Source organism: Candidatus Palauibacter polyketidifaciens (assembly GCF_947581785.1).
GTDB classification, from domain to species: Bacteria; Gemmatimonadota; Gemmatimonadetes; order Palauibacterales; family Palauibacteraceae; genus Palauibacter; species Palauibacter polyketidifaciens.
The window spans coordinates 42,673-59,883 of the sequence record NZ_CANPVO010000021.1; the positions used below are offsets into that span (position 1 = coordinate 42,673).

General features: G+C 69.8%; 16 protein-coding genes. 5 read left to right on the forward strand and 11 right to left on the reverse strand.

Features of this window, described 5'->3' with window-relative positions:
* The first annotated feature begins 23 nt into the window (after nucleotides 1-23).
* Nucleotides 24-1,025, forward strand: coding sequence for an NAD(P)/FAD-dependent oxidoreductase (locus tag RN729_RS06820; RefSeq protein WP_310783016.1), 1,002 nt, complete (start codon nucleotides 24-26; stop codon nucleotides 1,023-1,025).
* Here RN729_RS06820 and RN729_RS06825 read toward each other — a convergent pair.
* From RN729_RS06825 to RN729_RS06870, 10 genes are all read right to left on the reverse strand, one after another.
* Nucleotides 1,018-3,912 (reverse strand): AAA family ATPase, encoded by a 2,895-nt coding sequence (locus RN729_RS06825; protein ID WP_310783018.1) that lies wholly within the window; start codon nucleotides 3,910-3,912, stop codon nucleotides 1,018-1,020. The genes RN729_RS06820 and RN729_RS06825 overlap by 8 nt on opposite strands.
* The gene (locus RN729_RS06830; RefSeq protein WP_310783020.1) at nucleotides 3,912-5,027 is read right to left on the reverse strand and encodes a metallophosphoesterase; all 1,116 of its coding nucleotides are present in this window, start codon (nucleotides 5,025-5,027) and stop codon (nucleotides 3,912-3,914) included. The genes RN729_RS06825 and RN729_RS06830 overlap by 1 nt, the downstream gene beginning before the upstream one ends.
* 2 nt (nucleotides 5,028-5,029) lie before the next feature.
* Nucleotides 5,030-6,190, reverse strand: coding sequence for a patatin-like phospholipase family protein (locus RN729_RS06835; RefSeq protein ID WP_310783022.1), 1,161 nt, complete (start codon nucleotides 6,188-6,190; stop codon nucleotides 5,030-5,032).
* A gap of 13 nt (nucleotides 6,191-6,203) precedes the next feature.
* Nucleotides 6,204-6,713 carry a hypothetical protein gene (locus tag RN729_RS06840; RefSeq protein ID WP_310783023.1) on the reverse strand — a complete coding sequence of 170 codons (510 nt, stop codon included), beginning with the start codon at nucleotides 6,711-6,713 and terminating at the stop codon, nucleotides 6,204-6,206.
* A 70-nt stretch (nucleotides 6,714-6,783) separates the two neighbouring features.
* Nucleotides 6,784-7,995 carry an ABC transporter permease gene (locus tag RN729_RS06845; protein ID WP_310783025.1) on the reverse strand — a complete coding sequence of 404 codons (1,212 nt, stop codon included), beginning with the start codon at nucleotides 7,993-7,995 and terminating at the stop codon, nucleotides 6,784-6,786.
* 10 nt (nucleotides 7,996-8,005) lie between these two features.
* Nucleotides 8,006-9,472, reverse strand: a complete 1,467-nt coding sequence (locus RN729_RS06850) for an efflux RND transporter periplasmic adaptor subunit (protein WP_310783027.1) — start codon at nucleotides 9,470-9,472, stop codon at nucleotides 8,006-8,008.
* Nucleotides 9,473-9,602: 130 nt separating this feature from the next.
* On the reverse strand, nucleotides 9,603-10,964 hold the full coding sequence (locus RN729_RS06855; protein ID WP_310783029.1) for a TolC family protein: 1,362 nt from the start codon (nucleotides 10,962-10,964) through the stop codon (nucleotides 9,603-9,605).
* A gap of 44 nt (nucleotides 10,965-11,008) precedes the next feature.
* Complete coding sequence (locus tag RN729_RS06860; protein WP_310783030.1) at nucleotides 11,009-11,476, reverse strand: hypothetical protein; 468 nt, start codon at nucleotides 11,474-11,476, stop codon at nucleotides 11,009-11,011.
* A 46-nt stretch (nucleotides 11,477-11,522) separates the two neighbouring features.
* The gene (locus tag RN729_RS06865) at nucleotides 11,523-11,921 is read right to left on the reverse strand and encodes a hypothetical protein (RefSeq protein ID WP_310783031.1); all 399 of its coding nucleotides are present in this window, start codon (nucleotides 11,919-11,921) and stop codon (nucleotides 11,523-11,525) included.
* Nucleotides 11,914-12,567 (reverse strand): sigma-70 family RNA polymerase sigma factor, encoded by a 654-nt coding sequence (locus tag RN729_RS06870; protein WP_310783033.1) that lies wholly within the window; start codon nucleotides 12,565-12,567, stop codon nucleotides 11,914-11,916. Before RN729_RS06870 ends, RN729_RS06865 begins: the two co-directional genes overlap by 8 nt.
* A 206-nt stretch (nucleotides 12,568-12,773) precedes the next feature.
* Here RN729_RS06870 and RN729_RS06875 point away from each other — a divergent pair, with 206 nt between their 5' ends.
* Genes RN729_RS06875 through RN729_RS06890 form a run of 4 tightly spaced genes read left to right on the forward strand, consistent with a single transcriptional unit; the run spans nucleotide 12,774 to nucleotide 16,035 of the window.
* Nucleotides 12,774-13,223, forward strand: coding sequence for a hypothetical protein (locus RN729_RS06875; RefSeq protein ID WP_310783035.1), 450 nt, complete (start codon nucleotides 12,774-12,776; stop codon nucleotides 13,221-13,223).
* Nucleotides 13,224-13,245: 22 nt separating this feature from the next.
* Entirely contained in the window at nucleotides 13,246-13,995 is a 750-nt protein-coding gene (locus RN729_RS06880; RefSeq protein ID WP_310783038.1) for an electron transfer flavoprotein subunit beta/FixA family protein, read from the forward strand.
* On the forward strand, nucleotides 13,995-14,978 hold the full coding sequence (locus tag RN729_RS06885) for an electron transfer flavoprotein subunit alpha/FixB family protein (protein ID WP_310783040.1): 984 nt from the start codon (nucleotides 13,995-13,997) through the stop codon (nucleotides 14,976-14,978). The genes RN729_RS06880 and RN729_RS06885 overlap by 1 nt, the downstream gene beginning before the upstream one ends.
* Before the next feature lie 16 nt (nucleotides 14,979-14,994).
* Nucleotides 14,995-16,035 carry an XdhC family protein gene (locus tag RN729_RS06890; protein WP_310783042.1) on the forward strand — a complete coding sequence of 347 codons (1,041 nt, stop codon included), beginning with the start codon at nucleotides 14,995-14,997 and terminating at the stop codon, nucleotides 16,033-16,035.
* 38 nt (nucleotides 16,036-16,073) lie between these two features.
* Here the strand turns inward: RN729_RS06890 and RN729_RS06895 are convergent, their stop codons facing one another.
* On the reverse strand, nucleotides 16,074-17,189 hold the full coding sequence (locus RN729_RS06895; RefSeq protein WP_310783044.1) for an alanine racemase: 1,116 nt from the start codon (nucleotides 17,187-17,189) through the stop codon (nucleotides 16,074-16,076).
* Nucleotides 17,190-17,211: the final 22 nt, after the last annotated feature.

The following is a 17,211-nucleotide window of genomic DNA, read 5'->3' on the forward strand; positions in this document are numbered from 1 at the left end:
CGGATGGCTTGAACGGTTTGGGTTTGAAGAACGAAACGGTCGACATAACGATCATCGGCGGCGGTCCGACCGGACTCTACGGATCGTTCTACGCCGGTATGCGCGGCGTCTCGGCCCGCATCATTGATGTCCTCCCCGAACTCGGAGGTCAGCTGACGGCGCTGTACCCCGAGAAGGATGTCTTTGACGTCGCCGGCTTCCCCCGGGTGCTCGCCAAGGATCTCGCGCGGGAACTCGTCACGCAGGGCCTGCAGTTCGACGCGGAGGTCTGCCTCGAGGAGCGCGTCCTCGCACTCAATCCGGGAAACGGCGGCTTCGATCTTCGCACGAACAAGGGGCCGCGGCCCACGCGCACCGTCGTCATTGCCGGGGGCAAGGGCGCTTTCAAGAGCCGGACGCTGCGCGTGCCGGGGTGGGATGAGTTCCTGGACCGGGGCCTCGTGACGAACGTGAAAGACCCCGAGATGTTCCGCGGGAAACGCGTTCTCCTGGTCGGCGGGGGCGACTCCGCCTTCGACTGGAGTTGGGCGCTGCGCGAGATCGCCGGTGAACTCACGCATATCCACCGCACGAACCGCTATCGGGCCCACGAGAGCACGGTCGCGCAGGTCGAGGGTGCGCATGAACGGGGCGAACTCGAACTCCGTACCTTCTGCACCGTGACGGAGATCCACGGGGGCGACCGGGTCGAGGCCGCGACGATCCGGCACACGAAGACGAAGGAAACGGAGCGAATCGAGGTGGACGACGTCATCGCGCTGATCGGCTTCGTTCCGAACATCGGGCCGATCGCCGAATGGGGGCTCGAATTGCAGAAGAGGTGCGTTGTGGTGGACTCGCGCATGCGCACGAACATCCCCGGCGTTTATGCGGCAGGGGACATCGCCACCTACGACGGGAAGCTGGAATTGATCTCGACCGGTTTCGGAGAGGCCGCGATCGCGGTGAACAACGCGGTCCACCACATCGACCCGACCGCGAAGGTGAACCCGGGCCACTCGACCGACTACAAGGTCTTCAAGTAGCGGGAGCCACCCCGTTTCCTCCGCGCTCGACCCGCCGCCCGGCGAGTTCGATGAGGCGGGCGCCGGGTCCCGCGAGGTTCTCCCTCGCCCAGTCCCGCACATCCTCCTCGTGCGTGAAGAGGATGACCTGGGTAGAGCCCGCGAGCGCGTGCAGCGTCTGCAGCACCGCCTGTTTCCGGACCGCGTCGGACGCGCCCACGACATCGTCGAGGATGAGGGGGCACGTCTCGCCCTCCCGGGTGAGGTGCCGTGAGAGCGCGAACCTGAGCAGCAGGTAGATCTGCTCCGCGGTGCCGTGAGAGAGCAGTTCGGCGGAGCGCCAGCGCCCCCCCGGGGTCCGGACCTCGACGAGCAGATTCTCCGGGTCGATTCGGCATCCCGTGTAGCGGCCGTCCGTCACTCCGGGAAGCCATTCGAGGACCGTCCGCGTCAGAACGGGCGCGATGTCGCGCAGCACGCGCTCCTGCGCCTCTTCGAGGAATCCGATCGTGCAGTCCAGCGTGTCCTTGAGGCGGGCGATCCTCGCCTGTTTCCGCTCGGCCGCCGCCAGCGCGTCCTCCGCGTCGGCGACGCTGGGCAGATGGTGCTCACGTTCGGTGAGCTGGCCGCCGGCGCGCAGTACCTCCTCGCGGGCCGCCTCCGCTTCCCGCCTCAGATTTTCCAGCGTCTCCCCGGTCGGCCGCCCCGGCCGAGCTTTGACAAGGAGGTCCGCCCCGAGCCGGTCGACGAGCCCGCTGGCCCGGAGGCGGCGTTGCTCCACTTCGTCCGCGAATTCATCCAGCGTCCGCTCGCCGAGCAACTGTTGCAGGCGATCCCATGATTTGTTGCGTTCGCCGGCCTCCGCGAGCATCCGCTCCCGGCCCGCGCGCCACTCCTCCAGCGCGTCCGCCAGCTCCTCGGGGTCTTCGGCGGTCACGCCGATCTGCGACCCGGCTTCACGCAGCTTGTTTACGGCATCATCGGCCCGCTCCGACCGATGTGCGTGCCGCGTCTCCGCCGCCAGGCGCCTGGCCCGTTCGTCGCTCCACTCTCGGCGCTGCCCCGCGGTCCGCCGTTCGAGTTCATCCAACTCGCTCCGGGTGACGCCCCGGGTCCTCAACTCCGCGAGCGGGGCTCCGGCCGCATCCGCGAGGAGGGCATCGGCCGCGATGCGCAGCCGATCCGTCTCGGCGGCAAGTGCGTCGAAGGATGAACCGGCAAGCAGCCCCTGAAGCTCATCCCACTGCGAGCCCCGCCGCGCCGCCTCTTCCCTTCCGGCCTGCCGGGACTCGGCCTCGCGGCGCAGCGACTCCGCGAGCGCTCCCGGTTCCAGCGAACCCGCGTCCTCCCCGCCGGCGAATTCACGAAGGCGGTCGATCGCGTCGCGCCGGGTCCGCAGTTCGGCCGCGTACCGCCTGTGGGCCGAGCGTCCGGTCTCGAGTTCGCGGCGGAGACTGTCGCGCCGCACGTCCAGCGCGAGCGCGATCTCGGAGCCGTCGGCCCGCGTCCTCGCCAGTCGGTGAGACAGGACGCCTCCCGCCCCGACCGCGAACAGGATCAGCCCCGCGGAGCGCGACTCCGGCGCCAGCAGCGCGAGGACGAGACCTCCGATCGCCACGGCCGCCGAAAGAGCCAGCCACGCCGCGGCTCGCGCGGGCGAACGTCGCCGGGGGGCCGCCGGCCGCCTCTCTTCGAGATCGGCCAGATCCCCCTCGATTTCCTCCAACCTCCGCCCCGCGGGCGGCTCGACCTCGGAAAGCGACCCCCAAGCGCGGAGCGCGTCGCGGATCTCCGCCAGGCGCGCGTCCTCCTCCGGGGAAACCCGGGGGCCGCCCTCCGGGAAGAGCGCCTGCAGCTCACGTGCACCTGCAAGGCGAGCCTCCACTTTTGCGGCAGCGGCCTCCGCGACGACCGCCCGCGCGGCCGCCAGTTCCGCATCGGCTCCCTCGATCCTCTCCTCGATCTCTCGCGCCGAGGGCCCAGTCAGCTCCACCGGATCGGGGAGGTTGCGCCACGTCGTGAGCGCTTCGGTGACCGCCCGCGTGAGCCCGCCGCCCTCGGGGATCGGGTGGGGCGCCCCCTCGGGGAACTCCTCGTGCAGGGCCCGTGCCTCCCGCAGCCGCTCCGCGTGCGTCTCCGCCTCGGCGCCCGCGAGCGCGGCCTCCGCCGCCTCCACGCGGTGGCGGGCCTCCCTCGCCGCCCTCTCCAGCGTTTCGACCTCGGCGCGACGCTCCTGAAAGTCCTGGTGCGCCTCGCGGGCCGCCTCCAGAGCCTCGCGCGCCTCCGCGACCCGCCGCGCGGTCGTCATGAGCGGCTTCGTCGGAGCCCGGGTCGATCCGACGCGTTCCCGGAGAACCTCCTCGAGCCGCTGCAGCGCGGCGGCCGCGGTCTGGTCCACGCCCGCCGTCGCCGCGGCGCGCTGCATGTCCTCCTGCAGCGATTCGGGGTCGTCCCGGACCCTGAGGATGTCCGTCTGACGCACACAGGCGGTGGCGAGAAACGAGCGGCGGTTCAGGCCCAGCCACCGAGAGCCGTCCGGCGCCCCGTCGAACAGGATCTCGCCCGAAAAGTCCCGTCCCGCGACGCTCATGTCCTCCGCCGAACTCTCGATCCTTCCCGCGAGATCATGCCTCAATTCCACGCGTCGTCCGTTTTCGAGCGCGACGATGGCTCCGACTTCCCACTCGTCGTCGTCCCACGGCCTGTGGCGCTCCGCGAACCGCTTCTCCTCCTTCCGCATCGCCCCCTTGCCGCGCCGCATGCCGCAGAGCCCGGCGTACAGCGCCGCGTGCCAGGACGATTTCCCCGCCTCGTTGCGTCCGAAGACGACGTTCATGCCCGGCGCCAGTTCCAGCGTCTCATCCCGGAAGGGGCCGAAGCGATGGGCCGTCACGGACTCGAAGCGCATCACAGCACCTCGAGGTCGTCGCGTCCGTCGAGCGCCCGCAGTCCCATCCGCAGGACACGGCGCTCCTCATCTTCCGCCAACTCCGCTCCCATCACATCCTCGACGAACCGTCCTCGCACGGTGGGCTCCCCGCGGATCTCTTCGAGGTCGTACGCCAGGTGCAATTCGGACTTTCGGACCTGCACGGCGTCGAACGTTTCGAGCAACTGCTCGCGGATCGTGTCCTCCTGGAGGTCGAGGGACGGCTCGAGGTCGCCGCACACCGTGAGACGCGCGAGTCCCGCGAGGCTCTCCGTCATCGCGCGCAGCGTGTCCCGAATCTGCTGGCGGCTCGTGAGGCCCGTGACATCGAGCCGCAGATCGTGAACCGGGGTGACCGCCACGACGTGGCGCTCTCGCGCGACCTCGCCCTCCGCGTCGATCGTCGCCACGACGGGTCCGCGCTCCCCCTCCTCTCCGAACTGCAGCGGGTCGGGGTTGCCCGGATAGGTGTGATGGGCGCCGTCCGCCGGCCGGTGATAGTGGCCGAGGAACGCGTGATTCAGTCCGCTTTCCGGGATCTCGGCGGTCTCGAATGGGGCGTACGGCGCCTTCCGTTCACCCTGTGCCGCGAGCCACGACCGTTCCGCTCCGTGAAAGAGCGCCACGTGCGCCCCCGCCCCGGAGACGCGGAAGCCGTCGCCGAGGAAGTTGTCCGTGTTGGCGGGAGCGCAGTGCGCGCCCCCCCAGAGCGTGATGCCGGGCGCGAGGGAGACCGCCTGCAGCGTCGCATCCCGAAAGATGTGGACGTTCCCGCTCCATCCCTCTGTCGCGTACGCGCTCGTCGGCCCGTACCAGTCGTGATTGCCGGGCGCGACGTAGACGGGCACCGGGTCGAGAGAGGCGAAGGTCTGCCGCAGGAAGTTCGCCGTGTCGAGCGTGACGCGATCGTGCTCGTACAGGTCGCCTCCGCAGAAGAGTGCGTCCGCGCCGGTCGAGCGCACGAGTTCCACGATCGCGAGCAGGGTGTCGCGAAGCGCCTCGCGCCGCCGCCGCGCCACGTCGCCCGTCGCCTCGCACCACGCGAACGGGGAGTCGAGATGGAGGTCGGCGAAGTGGACGATCGTCCGTTGCACAGTCAGGTGAGAAACGCCTCGATGCGGCCCCAGTTCGCCTCCGCGTCGGAGGCTCCCAGCTCCACGAGCGCCCGGATGTACTCGCTCTCGAACAGGAGATAACTCAGGAAGTCGGCGGTCTTGATGTCCGGCGTTCCGAGACCTCGCACGAGAAACCTGAGCGCCGGGGGAAGTTCGATCTCGAAGTCGCGGGCGAGTTTCCCGATGTCCCGCGAGGGTCTCAGGATAAGCAGGTCGACGCGGCGCAGACCCTGGCTCTCGGAGACCTCGCGGGGGAGTCGGTCGACGAGGAGGTTGATCCGGCGCAGCGCGGCGGCGTCCCAGTCCAGCGTGTCGAGAAAGACCGAGTTCAGCAGCAGGCCCAGGACTCGTGCAGGCGGGGGATATCCGGTCGTGTCCGGCGCCCGCGCCTCCAGTTCGGACCGTCGGTAACGGGCCGAGATCGTGAAGATGCGGTCCGCCCCCATGTGAATCGCGGGCGCCAGCGGCGCGGCAGTGCGAAAGCTCCCGTCCCCGTAATACTGCTGGCCGAGCTTGATGGCCGGGAACACGAGCGGGATCGACGCGGAGGCGAGGATGTGGTCCACCGAAATGTTCGTCCGCACGAGTCGGTAGTGTGCGCTCGCGCGCCCGGGCCCCGACCGCGGTTCGCCCTGTACGAAAAGGACCGTGCGGCCCGTCTGGTACGACATCGCGGTGAGGCCGACCGCTTCGAGGTCCCCCGCCCGGATCCGGGCGTCGATCTCTCCGCGGCCGACGTCGCGCTCGATGAACTCCCGCAGCGGCGACGTGTCGACGAGGCTCTGGAAACGGGGACTCAGCCCGGTCCCGCCGCCCAGCAGCGACCCTCCCATCCGCAGGCCCACCTTGAGCAGGGAAGCGGGGTTGGTGCGCAGCACTTCCTCGGTCGTGAGCGAGAGCCAGCGGCGCTTCAGTGCCTGCGTCGCGCCATGCAGGTTTCCGTTGTAGGCAGCAAGGAAACCCACGTTGATCGCGCCCGCCGAGACGCCGGTGAGGAGGGGGATCCGAAGCCCGGGCAGCTGTCTGCCGATATAGCTCAGCACGCCGGTCTGGTAGGCGGCCCTCGCGCCGCCACCCGAGAGGGCGAAGGCCAGTTTTCCCCGCGCGGCGCCGGAAGCGCCGCTCCCAGGGGCTCCCGTCACGCCGGTCCCCGCGTCAGGACCGTCCGCCGGGTCGGCCCAGGAGTTGCCGGTGCCAGGAACGGGCCGCCGGCCGCTCGAGTTCGCCCGCCCGCAGCGCCGCCAACGTGTCGATGGTTGGATCGAAGACGGGAGTCGCGTCGCCGATCGCTCCGGTCAGCGCCCGCGCCCGGAACTCCGGTCGCGCGCAACTCTCGATTGCGCCGGACTCGTCCCGGTAGAACACGCGTGTGCTGTCGAGAAGCGAGCAGCCCAGGCGTTCCTCGAGCGCGCCCAGCCGCCGGGACATCGCGTCGATCGAGCATCCGGACGCGGGCGCCGAAGCCTCGTCCACGGCGACGACCGCGAAACGGTCTTCGATCCATTCCACGCCCGCCCGCAGCGCCGTCCCGTGCGCGGTCCAGATGTCGACGAACGCGCGCAGGTCGACCATCAGCGCTTCGCGCTCCTCGGAGGTCAGCGGACGGTCCGCCCCGTAGATCCAGACGCGGGCGGAATCCGGAAGCGATGTCAGCGGAACACTCATGCCGGGACCATACGTCGGCCCGCGACCTCCCGCCAACCCGGGTGTGCGCGGGCTGGCAGCCCACGGCCCGCTATTCGTACCGAAGCGCCACGATCGGATCGAGCCGGGCCGCGCGCCGGGCGGGCCAGAGGCCGAAGAACACGCCGACCGCGGCGGCGAACACCACGGCGAGGCCGATCGCCTGCGGCGCGATGGCCATCGTCCAGCCCGCCGACCGCGAGAGCATCTCCGCCGCGCCGTAGGCGAAGGCGACGCCGAGGATCCCGCCGGTCATGCAGAGCGTCGTGGCTTCGAGCAGGAACTGGAGCAGGACCGCCCGCCTCGTGGCGCCGAGCGCCTTGCGCACGCCGATCTCCTTCGTCCGCTCGGTGACCGACACCAGCATGATGTTCATGATCCCGATGCCCCCGACGAGGAGGCTGACCGCGGCGATCCCGGCGAGCAGCATCGTGAACGTCTGCGTTGTCTCCTGCGCCATCTCGAGGAACTGCACGCTGTCGGAGATCCAGAAGTCGTTCTCCCGTCCCAGGGGAAGGCGGTGTTCGCGCCGGAGCACGTCCTCGATCTGCACCATCGCGACGGGAATCGCCGCCTCGCTCTCGACCACGACCTTGAACTGGCTCACGCGGTCGGTCCCCAGCAACCGGAACTGCGCCGTCTCCAGCGGGACGAAGATCTGCTCATCCTGGTTGAACCAGCCCGATCCGCCTTTTCCCTCCAGCACTCCCACGACTTCGAACGAGATGTTCCGGATCGAGATCGTTCGGCCGACGAGTTCGGCGGCTTCAGTGTTCAGCACCGCCGGCACCGCGCCCCCGAGCACGGCGACGCGCCGCCGGCCGCGGTTCTCGGACTCATCGAAGAAGCGCCCCAGTTGAAGCGTGTGGTTCTCGACGGCCACGTAATTCGGCGTCGTGCCGAGAATCCGCACGCTCGCGTTGTTGCGTCCGAACTGGACCTGCAACTGCCCCTGCATCTCGGGGGCGACCTCCGTCAGAGCCGGGGCCCCCCGCCGCACCGCCTCGACATCTTCGGTCGTCAGCCGGGCGTTCGATCCGCCGCGCACGCCGCGGAACATCCCCTGCCCGGGGCGGACCGTAAGCACGTTCGTGCCGAGCGACTCGATCTGGTTCTCGACCTGCCGCTGGGCGCCCTCCCCGAGGGCCACCATCGTGATCACGGCCCCCACCCCGATGACGATCCCGAGCATGGTCAGGAACGAGCGCAGCTTGTTGGCGCGGATCGCATCCATCGCCACGCGAAGAATCTCGAAGAAGATCATCGGACCGCCATCACCTTCCCCCGATGCCCGGCAGCGCCGTCCGGCTGCGGATTCGGTCGAGGAACTCCTGCTGCGCGATGAGCGAGGTGGGGACCGCGACGATCTCCTCGCCCTCCTCGAGCCCGCGGACGATCTGCGTGTGGTCGAAGTCGCTGAGGCCGATCATGACCGGCTTCAGGTCGAGGAGGCCGCTCGCATCGTACCTGAACACGAATGCCGGGCGGGGCTCGTCGGGCCGCCGCGCGGGTCCGCCCCCGCCGCCTCCGGGTCCGCCGCCTCCGCGGTTCCGGAACTGCTGCATCATCTGCCGCCGCTCGTCGTCGGACAGGTTCTGAATGACCCGCATCCGCTCCTGCTGCGACATCGACTGGAATTCCGACATCGGAACCCCGCCGATCATCGGCTCCTCCTCGCCCTCCGCCGATCCATCCCCTTCCGCCGCCGGCCGATCCTGGCTCTGGAAGTCGCGCAGCAGCGCGTTGACATCGGCGTCGATCTCGAGCGCCCGGACGATCTGGACGGCCTCCTGCTGGGATTTGATGCCGCTGTTCGCCACCGCGAGAACGTCCTCCTGGCGCCCGATCACGACTTCGACGTCCGCGTTCATCCCCGGCCGCAGCAGATCCTCCTCGTTGGAAATGCGCGTGAGGACGGCGAACATGGTCACGTTCTGCTCGACGACCGCCTGCGGTTCAATCTTGAGGACGGCCCCCCTGAAGGTCCGGGTGGGATACGCTTCCACCGTGATGTCCGCCGGCAGTCCCGGCTGGAGCCGGCCGATGTCCGTCTCGTCGACGAGCATGCGCACCTGGACCTCGGTGAGATCGGCCATCCGCATCAGCACCGTGCCGCCCGTGAGGTCGCGCGTCCCCGTGACGACCTGTCCCTGCTCCACCGTCCGCTCCACGATGGTTCCGGTGATCGGGGCCCGGAGCGTCACGTCGTCCAGCTTGTCCTCGGCGAGCTCGAGGTTGGTCGTGGCGCGGACCAGGGAAGCCCTCGCGTTCGCCGCCGAGAGGATCGCGTTCTCCAGCTCCTCCGAGGTCACGATGTCGGACTCGTGAAGCGCCTCGACCCGCTCGAGCTGGCGTCCCGCGACATCGTTCTGTGCCTCCGCGACGTCGAGGTCGGCCTGGGCCTGGGCGTGCGCGTTATTCACATCGCGCGGGTCGATCCGCACGAGGAGCGTTCCCTGTTCGACGTTGTCCCCGAGTTCGACGGGCAACTGGAGAACTTCGCCGCCGGCCTGCGACTTGACCTCGATCACGCGGATCGGTTCGACCGTCCCGGTCGCCTCGACGCTGGAGACGATGGTCTGGTGGCCCGCGGTCAGCGTCTGGAGCGTCTGCTCCGGTTCGTTGGCCTCGCCGGTCGCACAACCTGCGACCGCGAGTCCAAGCGCCGTGAGGACGGTGGCGTGGCCCGGGGAACCGCCTCGCAGGCGGAAGCGACGCCGGCAGCGTTCGAATATGGACATCGGAATCTCGTCTCGTGTCGGGGTCCGTGAACGGGCCAGCGGGGCGGCGAAACCGCGCCGTGGTAGCACGCTGAGAGGACACTCCGCGCGGGTCCGACGTTGAAGAGATTACGGCACGCGACGCGAGCGGTCAGGGCTGCGGCTGGTCGAGCCTCCGGCCGAGGAGGGCCTCGATTCCCGCGAGCGCCGCCTCGTATTGGAACCGGCCGCTGACGAGATCGACCTCCGCCTGCGTGAGCGTGATCTGCGCGTCCTGGAGTTCGAGGATGGTGGCGAGGCCGAGCTGGTACCGCTCCTGCACGACCCGGAGGCTCTCCTCGCTGAGTTCGACGTTCCGCTCTGCGAGATCCACCCCCGCGAGCGCGGACTGGGCCGTCGCGTAGCGCGCGTCGAGCAGCGAGCTGATGTTCAGTCGCGCCGCCCGTTCGGATTGCCGGGCCTGGTCCGCCGAAGCCCGGGCGCGGAACACCTGCGTCTCGCGCTGGAAGCCGTTGAAGAGGGGATAGCTGCCGGAGAGCCCGATCGACCACGAACGGTTGGATGGTGGAAACTCCTGGTTCGCCCACCCGTAGCCGGCGCCGATGGAGATTGTGGGCAGGTAGCTGGAGCGCGCGCTCGACACCGCGGCCTCGGCGGCCTCGACGGCCGCGGAGGCGGCCTGCAGCGCGGGCGCCGTCACATCGGCCATCGCGAACAGTTCGTCACGCGTGAAGGGGATCGCGGCCATCGCGAGTTCCGCCTCGGCGGTCGGCCCCACGAGGGTTTCGGAGCCGACGACCTCGGTGAGTTCGAAGGTCCGCGTGCGCGCGTTGTTCTCCGCGTTCAGCAGCGCGAGTTGCGCGTTGTTGAGGTCCACCTGCGAACGGAGGGAGTCCGAGCGCGTCGCCCGTCCCAGCTCCAGCTGCTGCCTGACGAACTCCAGCTGGTCCGCCTGCCGCTGGACGCGGCGTTCCTCGACGGCGACGAGTTCGAGCGCCGCGACGTTCGCCGAGTACGCCTGTTTCACCGCCTGGATGACCTGGAACTCGGCCTCGCGATAGCGGGCGTTCTGTTCGACGATTCCAAGACGGGCGCCCTTCAGGTCCGTGAACCGGCTCCAGCCGTTGAAGAGCGTGTATCCGGCGTTGATCTGAGTGGAGTAGCTCGTCGCGACGATCCCCTGGCTGAGGGCGTCGAGCCGTCCCGTCGATGAGTTCGAGTAACCAAAGCTCATATTGACTGACGGGAGGAGCTGGCCGATCGCGCTCAACTGGTTGTGCTCGGCCATCTCGATCTGCGAGTAGGCCTGGAGCAGCTGAGGGTTGCGGCGCAGCGCGATCTCGACCGCTTCATCGACCGTGATCTGGCGGACGTTGTCGCTCGCCTGCACCTGCGCCTCGGCCATCCGGGGCGACGCTGCCGCAAGCAGAGCCACCGGCAGCAGGACAAACCCCCATCGACGAAGACCGGCGCTCGGCCGGCCTCCGCACCCTGATCTATGTCGAATGGTCATCGTTTCCTCGCCCCCTCAGGGGCTGATTTGACGTCTCTCGGTTGTCAGTCGTTTCGCTGCGGGTCGTCGCGCTCCTGCGACCCCCGTTCACCGCCGCGCTCTCGCCCGTCGCCGTAGCGCTGCCGCAGCAACTCCCGATAGTCCTCACCCTGCTCCTCCGTCAGCACCGACTCGATCTGAGTCCGGACCGAGTCCAGCAGCGCCCGGTATTGCGGCTGAACCGCCTCGCGCAGCGCCCGCGCCTCGTCGCGGTAGTGGTCGAGGAAGTCCTCGATCCGCGACCGCTGCTCGGCCGTAAGGCCCAGTTCATCGGCAAACTGCTCGATTGTGGTCTGCCGCCCCCTCGATCGGTCATCGCGCTCTCGCGTGTCCGCAGAACTGGTCTCCGCCACCGGCTCCTGCTCTTCCGCGCCGGCGAACAGATCGAGGCGGTCCGCCGCGACGCCGACTGCAGCGCCCGTCGCGAAGACGAGCGTCAGGAGCAGCGTCGCCCGGAATCTTGAAGTGTCCATACGCACCCGGTTCGTATCGCGTTTCAGCGAGTTACGGATTAGCGAGTTACGGATTGATGAGCGCGGCCGTCAGCACCGCGTCGCGACTCGGCTCGATGAGGTCGATGAGCAGCGCGGGCGGGGCTTCGGCGTCCGGTGCCAGCGAGCGCACCAGCCCGACCGGCTCCGGATCCACGTCCGCGGCGAACTCGGGGGCGTCCGGCAGGGAGCTGCGATACAGCAGAACGCCGGCCGCGACGAGCAGCCCGGCGGCCAGCGGCGCGAGCGCCGCGGACCAGCTTGCGGTCACGTCGAGCCAGGAGAGGGGTCGCCGCTCGAACAGCGCTTCGGCCGCGGCCATCACGCTCCGGCGCAGGCGGCGCCGCGTGAGTTCATCGGGCCGCAGCGGCTCGAGATACTCGGCCCACGCGGGCCCGCGCCCGCCGTTCTGATCTCTCCTATTCATCGTCATCCGCTCCTCCGGCGCCGGAGGCGGGCGCTTCGCCGAGAAGCCGGCGCAGCGCGTGCCTGCCGTGATGAAGGTTCGCCCTCGAAGTTCCGACTGCGATCCCGAGAATCTTCGCGATCTCCGCGTGGTCGTACCCTTCGAGGTCGTACATCATGACTGCCGTTCTCTGTCGTTCCGGAAGCTGCCCGAGTGCGTCGAGTACTCGCTTCCGTGCGTGTCTCCGCTCGAATTCACGATGCGGATCGTCCCGCGACGCCGCCGTGTCCGTCAGCTCCGAATGCGTCCGCAAGAGCTCACGCCGCCGGAGGTTCAGGCACGTGCTCCTCAGCACGCGATAGAACCACGGGCCGAAACGGCTTCCCGGCCGCAACTGCCCGATCCGCTCGAGCGCGCGAATGAACGCGGCCTGTACCGCGTCTTCCGCGTCCTGCTCGTGGCGCAGAATCGACAGCGCCACCGCGTAGGCCGGGTCCGTATATCTTGTCACGAACAGGGAAAACGCCCGCGAATCGCCGGCCTGCACGGCCTCCACGAGGCCGGGCTCGTCCGCGCCGGGATCCGGCGGCTCCACAGGTCCGGAGCCGGGGCCGGCCGCGTCGCCGGGCGATCCGTTACGCGTTCGCGTTTCCTCCGCCAAAGACATCCCCATCGCTTGGGTAACACGCCCTCGATGCCGGCCGTTGCACCGGCTCCGGGCGGCGTTTGCCCCGGCGCTTGTTCCTTCACCGTGGCCGTCGCATCTTCGGCTCCGTGAACAACGAAACGCAAGCCCGGCCCGCCGCCGCCGAAACGCCCGATCGAGCCCATGCTCTAGCTGGCCGAACCCTCATCCAGGAACGCATCCGCGGCATGCGAAAAGTCGTGGGGAGAAGGCTCTCGCCCGGCGACATCGTCCTCAGGAAGGCGTCTCCCGAAGTGCGGCGCCATCTCTTCGAGGAAGCGTGCGAGCTGTACTGGAACGAGATGAGCTGGGAGGAGATCACCCAGGAGGAACTCATCGGAGACGAGGCACTCACGGAGATGATCTTCCCCGGGCTGCTCGCGCTCATCGACGCGTTCCTTCCGAAGGCTCCGAACGGGGAGCCGGATCGAGACCGCGAGCACCGCGACGTCGTACACGATTTTCTCGATTGGCTGGCCGCCCGGCTCGTGACCCTGCGCGAGGCGCGACCCGCCGCGGAGGACGCGAGGGCGCGGAACCTCCGCCAGAAGAACGTGACCGACGCCCTCATCGACCTCATCGCGTTTCGCGTGTGCGCACTGACTTCCGACGAGATCGAGACCTACCAGAACGCCTGAATTCCATTCGAAGAAAAGACGGATGAATACGATCGTCTGCATGAAGCGCGTGCCGGACTCGGCCACGCGGGTGAGAGTGACCCCCGACGGCGCGGGACTGGATCCGGCCGGCGTCAAGTACGTCGTGAACCCCTACGACGAGTTCGCGCTCGAGGATGCGATCCGCCGCAAGGAAGAGGCGGGGGAGGGGAAGGTGACGGTCATCGCCCTCGGCCCCCCGGAGACCGCCGAATCGATCCGCCAGGCGCTCGCGATGGGGGCGGATGAGGGCGTCCTGCTCTCGTGCGCGGGCTCGCACGACGCGCTCTCCGTCGCGCGGACGCTGGCCGACGAGATTCGAGGCCGCGAGGTCGACCTCGTGCTGTTCGGGAAGCAGGCGATCGATGACGACAACATGCAGGTCCCGCAGATGGTGGCCGAGTTTCTGGGCCTCCCGTGCGCGACCGTCGTCGTCGGCCTCGAGATCGCGGGAGGCGATGCGACGGCGCGCCGCGAGGTGGAAGGCGGCCACGAGGTCGTCGAGTTCTCGCTGCCGGCCGTCGTCTCGACGCAGAAGGGGCTCAACGAGCCGCGGTATCCGAGCCTCAAGGGGATCATGGCGGCGAAGCGGAAGCCGCTCGAGGAACGGGAGGTGACGCTCGATGCGCCGACGATCGAATTCCTCCGCCTCGATGAACCGCCGGCGCCGGCCGCGGGCCGGATCGTCGGCGAGGGGGTGGACGCCGTGCCGGAGCTGGTGCGGGCGTTGCGCGACGAAGCGGGGGTGCTCTGATGCCCGGGGCGCTGGCGTACGCCGAGATCCGCGACGGAGAGGTGAGCCGGGCCTCGCGGGAGGCGGTCGGGCTCGCGCGGCGGATCGCTGCCGACGCGGGAGGAGAGACCCACGCCGTCGCGCTCGGTCCCCCCGGTACGGAGGCCGCGGCCGCTCAACTCTGCGGTTTCGGCGCCGACCGCACCTGGGTCGGCGAGTCGGAGGCTCTCGCGCTGTCTCAGCCGGATATCGCCGCGGCGGCCATTGCCCGGCTCGTCGAGGCCGGGGACTACGACGCCGTGATCTTCGCGGCGACCGCCCAGGGGAGGGACATCGCTCCGCGCGTCGGTGCGCGGCTCGGGCGCAGCGTGGCCTCGGAAGTCGTCGAATGCCGGCGGGAGGACGGCGCCATCGTCGTCCGCCGGCCCATGTACGCCGGGAAGGCGATCGCGACCCTGCGCTTCACCCCGGGTCCGGCCGTGATGACGATCCGGGCCAACGTCTTCGCGCCGGCCGAGGAGAGCGCGACGGGGCAGATGTCGAGCCTGGATCTCGAGGGTCTCGAGGGCCGGGTGCGGACGACCGCGCTGGAGCAGGGGGATCGCGACCGGCTCGACGTGAGCGAGGCGACGACGATCGTCTCGGGCGGCCGCGGGATGCAGGGGCCGGAGCACTGGCCGCTGCTCGAGGCGCTCGTGGAAGCGCTCGGCGACGAGGCGGCGCTCGGCGCGAGCCGGGCGGTCGTGGATGCGGGCTGGCGGCCGCATGGGGAACAGGTGGGCCAGACCGGCAAGACCGTGTCGCCCAACCTCTACTTCGCGGTCGGGATCAGCGGGGCGATCCAGCACCTCGCCGGGATGCGCACGGCCAAGGTCATCGTGGCGATCAACCGCGATGCGGATGCGCCGATCTTCGGGGTGGCGGACTACGGTCTCGTGGGGGACGTGTTCGAGGTGCTGCCGGCGCTCACCGAGGCGGTTCGCGAAGCCCGCCAGGGCAGTTGAGTCCGGATCGACCGGCATGAGTCTCCGGGCCGTGCGCGCGGACATCGCGCGTTGGGCGGAGCAGGGCGATCCCATCGCCGTGGCGACGCTCATCGCCGTGCGCCGTTCGGCGCCGCTGCCGCCGGGCGCGCGGTTCGCGATCTCGGCCGCCGGAGAGCTGAGCGGCTCGATCTCGAGCGGGTGCGTGGAAGGCGACCTGCACGAACGGCTCTCCGCGCTGCTGGGTGGCGGCGCGCCGGCCTCCGTCACGTACGGGATCACGGACGAAATGGCCGCGGGCGTGGGCCTCTCCTGCGGCGGGGAGATCGACGTCCTCCTCGACCACTACGATCCCGGCGACCCCGTCTGGCATCGCCTCTGGCAGCTCCAGGAGGCCGGCGCCCCGGGTGTCCTCCTCACCGGCGCGGCGGCGCGCACGCGCTCGCGGCAACTCCTCCTCGAACCGGACCGGTCGCTGGGAACGCTCGGGTCCGCCGAACTCGACCGGGCGGCCCGCTCCCGCGTCGACGATTGGCTCGGCCGGTCGGACGCCCGCGTCGTCGAACTCGTGCGGGACGATCCGGACAGCCTCGTCTTCGTCGAGTCCTTCGCCCCTCCCCCGCGGCTCGTCATCGTGGGGGCGACCCCGATCGGGCATGCGCTGTGCGCGATGGCGCACCACACCGGCTTCGAGGTCGTGGTCGTGGATCCGCGCGAGGCCTTCCTGCGGCCGGAGCGGTTTTCGGATGCCGCGTCGCTCGACGCGCGCTGGCCGGACGAGGCGATGGCCGCGCTCGATCTCGACCCCCGAACGAGCGTCGTCATCCTCACGCACGACGAGAAGCTGGATGAGCCCGCACTGGAGACGGCGCTCGCCTCCCGCTGCGGCTACATCGGCCTCCTCGGCGGACGCCGGACGCAGCAGCAACGTCGAGCCGCGCTCCTCGCTCGGGGGCTGGACGAGGCGGCATGCGACCGCATCCATGGTCCGGTCGGGCTGCGGATCGGCGCCCGCTCGCCCGCGCAGATCGCCGTCTCCATCCTCGCGCAGCTCATCGCCCTCGACAGAGCGCCCTGACGCCGGCGCGGGATCGCGCCGCGCCGGTTCAGTCGCGTTCAATCACGCGCGCGCCGGATCTTCCACCGGTCCACCACGCGCCGACCCCGCACGACCTCGAAGCGGTCGAAGTGCGCGACCGTGAGGCAGGCGTGATTCGGAAGGACGCGGACCTTCTCGCCCACGGCGAACCGCCCGGACAGGCGCCCGTGTTCCTGGCTCACGGAACGCACCTGATGGTCGCTCAGCTCCCGTCCGGACGTGTCGCGGAAGAGGCGGCCGTAGTGAGGCGGATCGTCCGGCCCCACATCCTTGGACAGAGCGAGCGCGCCGCAGTCCGCGATCGCCCCGTCGGATCCTTCGCGCGCGGAGACGACCGTCGCGAGCACCGTGACCGCGCAGTCGCTCACCGCGCACGACCCGAGCCGCGTCTGGGTGTAATCGTAAAGTGCGTAGTTCCCCGGCCGGGCCTCGTCGATTCCCTCCAGCGTCTCGACCCGGCTCATCCCGGGGGTCGAACCGAGCGAGAGCGCCCCCGGCTCGAGCCCCGCCTCGCGGAGTGCGCGACCCACTTCGACCATCACCCGTCGCTCCTCGTCCGCCAGCGCGGCGATGGCGGCGGGCGAACCCGCTCCGTAGGTGTGGCCGGCGTGCGTCAGGCATCCGCGCAGCGACAGCCGATCCGCGCGTGAGATCCGCCTCGCGATCTCGACGACCCGGCCGCTTTCGTGCGGGACGCCGGAGCGCCCGTAGCCACAGTCGATTTCGAGCCAGACGGAGAAGGGGGCGCCCGCGGCTTCGAGCGCCTCGACGGCCGTGGGGGAGTCCACCGTCACGCCGAGTTCGACGCGGCGGGAGAGCGCGGCCGCCTCGCCGATCCATGAGAGATTGAGGGGAAAGGCCCACAGGATGTCATCGAAGCCCGCCTCCGCGAAGATTCGGGCCTCCGCGAGCGTGGAAACGGCGATGCCCGACGCGCCGCTCGCTCGCTGAAGTTCGGCGATCTGCACACACTTGTGCGTCTTCACGTGGGGGCGAAGCCGAACGCCGAGGGCGTCCGTGCGTTCCTGCATGACCCGGAGGTTGTTCTCCAGGACATCGAGATCGAGGACAAGCGCCGGAGTGCGGAGATCGGACAGGTCCGGCGCGTGGGTGGCAGCGTTCCCGGCGTTCACGCAGCAAAGGTAGTTGGGGGAT

What these genes read in the sequence shown, in the direction of transcription:
- RN729_RS06825 (WP_310783018.1), bottom strand. Translation starts at nt 3,912, where the DNA reads ATGCGCTTCGAGTCCGTGACGGCCCATCGCTTCGGCCCCTTCCGGGAT.
- RN729_RS06840 (WP_310783023.1), bottom strand. Translation starts at nt 6,713, where the DNA reads ATGAGTGTTCCGCTGACATCGCTTCCGGATTCCGCCCGCGTCTGGATC.
- RN729_RS06845 (WP_310783025.1), bottom strand. Translation starts at nt 7,995, where the DNA reads ATGATCTTCTTCGAGATTCTTCGCGTGGCGATGGATGCGATCCGCGCC.
- RN729_RS06850 (WP_310783027.1), bottom strand. Translation starts at nt 9,472, where the DNA reads ATGTCCATATTCGAACGCTGCCGGCGTCGCTTCCGCCTGCGAGGCGGT.
- RN729_RS06855 (WP_310783029.1), bottom strand. Translation starts at nt 10,964, where the DNA reads ATGACCATTCGACATAGATCAGGGTGCGGAGGCCGGCCGAGCGCCGGT.
- RN729_RS06860 (WP_310783030.1), bottom strand. Translation starts at nt 11,476, where the DNA reads ATGGACACTTCAAGATTCCGGGCGACGCTGCTCCTGACGCTCGTCTTC.
- RN729_RS06865 (WP_310783031.1), bottom strand. Translation starts at nt 11,921, where the DNA reads ATGAATAGGAGAGATCAGAACGGCGGGCGCGGGCCCGCGTGGGCCGAG.
- RN729_RS06870 (WP_310783033.1), bottom strand. Translation starts at nt 12,567, where the DNA reads ATGTCTTTGGCGGAGGAAACGCGAACGCGTAACGGATCGCCCGGCGAC.
- RN729_RS06875 (WP_310783035.1), top strand. Translation starts at nt 12,774, where the DNA reads ATGCGAAAAGTCGTGGGGAGAAGGCTCTCGCCCGGCGACATCGTCCTC.
- RN729_RS06880 (WP_310783038.1), top strand. Translation starts at nt 13,246, where the DNA reads ATGAATACGATCGTCTGCATGAAGCGCGTGCCGGACTCGGCCACGCGG.
- RN729_RS06885 (WP_310783040.1), top strand. Translation starts at nt 13,995, where the DNA reads ATGCCCGGGGCGCTGGCGTACGCCGAGATCCGCGACGGAGAGGTGAGC.
- RN729_RS06890 (WP_310783042.1), top strand. Translation starts at nt 14,995, where the DNA reads ATGAGTCTCCGGGCCGTGCGCGCGGACATCGCGCGTTGGGCGGAGCAG.